The organism is Spirosoma arboris, from assembly GCF_009754945.1.
GTDB classification, from domain to species: Bacteria; Bacteroidota; Bacteroidia; order Cytophagales; family Spirosomataceae; genus Spirosoma; species Spirosoma arboris.
Map to the genome: position 1 here is coordinate 1 of NZ_WPIN01000066.1, position 946 is coordinate 946.

At 47.0% G+C, this 946-nt stretch carries 1 protein-coding gene and 1 pseudogene; both read left to right on the top strand.

All coding sequences use genetic code 11. From position 1 onward, the window contains the following. Positions 1 to 60: 60 nt before the first annotated feature. Positions 61 to 428 (top strand): annotated as a pseudogene (locus GO755_RS42290) (YhjD/YihY/BrkB family envelope integrity protein); the annotation flags it as partial. A gap of 21 nt (positions 429 to 449) precedes the next feature. Next, positions 450 to 605: a hypothetical protein gene (locus GO755_RS42295; protein WP_394351000.1), complete on the top strand. Its 156-nt coding sequence runs from the start codon at positions 450 to 452 to the stop codon at positions 603 to 605. The last annotated feature ends 341 nt before the right edge of the window (positions 606 to 946 follow it).

Genomic DNA, 946 nt, shown 5'->3' on the forward strand with positions numbered 1-946 from the left:
GATTCGGTCAACCTAATCTGGCGGGTCAAAGCCAAACCCAAGCGAGGCTGGCTCAAGCTGCTGAAAGATCGGTTATTGTCCTCTTCCTTAGTGGTTAGCTTAGGTTTCTTGCTGCTGGTATCACTGGTCGTCAATGGCATCGTACTGGCTTTAAGCGATCAGCTAACCCGCTTTTTACCCGGTCTGGGGGTCTATGTAGTTAGTGCTATCAATTTTTTGATCAGTACCGCCGTGGTTGCCGTATTGTTCGGGGTGATTTTTAAAGTACTACCCGATGCTAAAATCGCCTGGAAGGATGTGCGCTTGGGGGCTCTGTTTACGGCCTTGCTATTTATGCTAGGCAGCTTCTAATTGGCTTATATATCAACACAACTGCCACCAGTTCGACTTATGGAGCAGCAGGCTCCCTAATCGTTGTCTTAACCTGGATCTATTACATCGCGGCTATTTTGTATTTCGGGGCTGAGTTCACCCAGGCTTATGCCAATCATTTTGGTATTAAAATTGAGCCCGCCGATAATGCGGTCTATGTCGAGCAAACCGAACGAGAGCGTGAGGTGGCCACGATTCCTACGGAGCAAAAAGTAGAGCAGAGTACGAAATAGTCCCAAGTATTTCACACGAAAAACCCGGTTAATCACCAGCTAAGCTCTCAGGTAGGATCATTTATTGGTAATACTCTTTAACGTCAGTACGTAGATAGAATAGCTGACGGTATTCTCCTGGCTAACAAGTGTTAATGAATTCGGTCGGTGTCAACCGGAGCTAGTGCAGTTAAGCTAACCACGCTATACAATGAAATCCCCATATCTCCCACTTCTTTTTCTGTCTCTTCTACTTGCCTGTGGTCCGGAACACGTTTCCAATCGGGACTTGGAGGGCCATACTTATTCCGCTCAGGTCAGGCGGGACTCTTCCTTGGCTGCGACTAAACTGTCGAAAAATT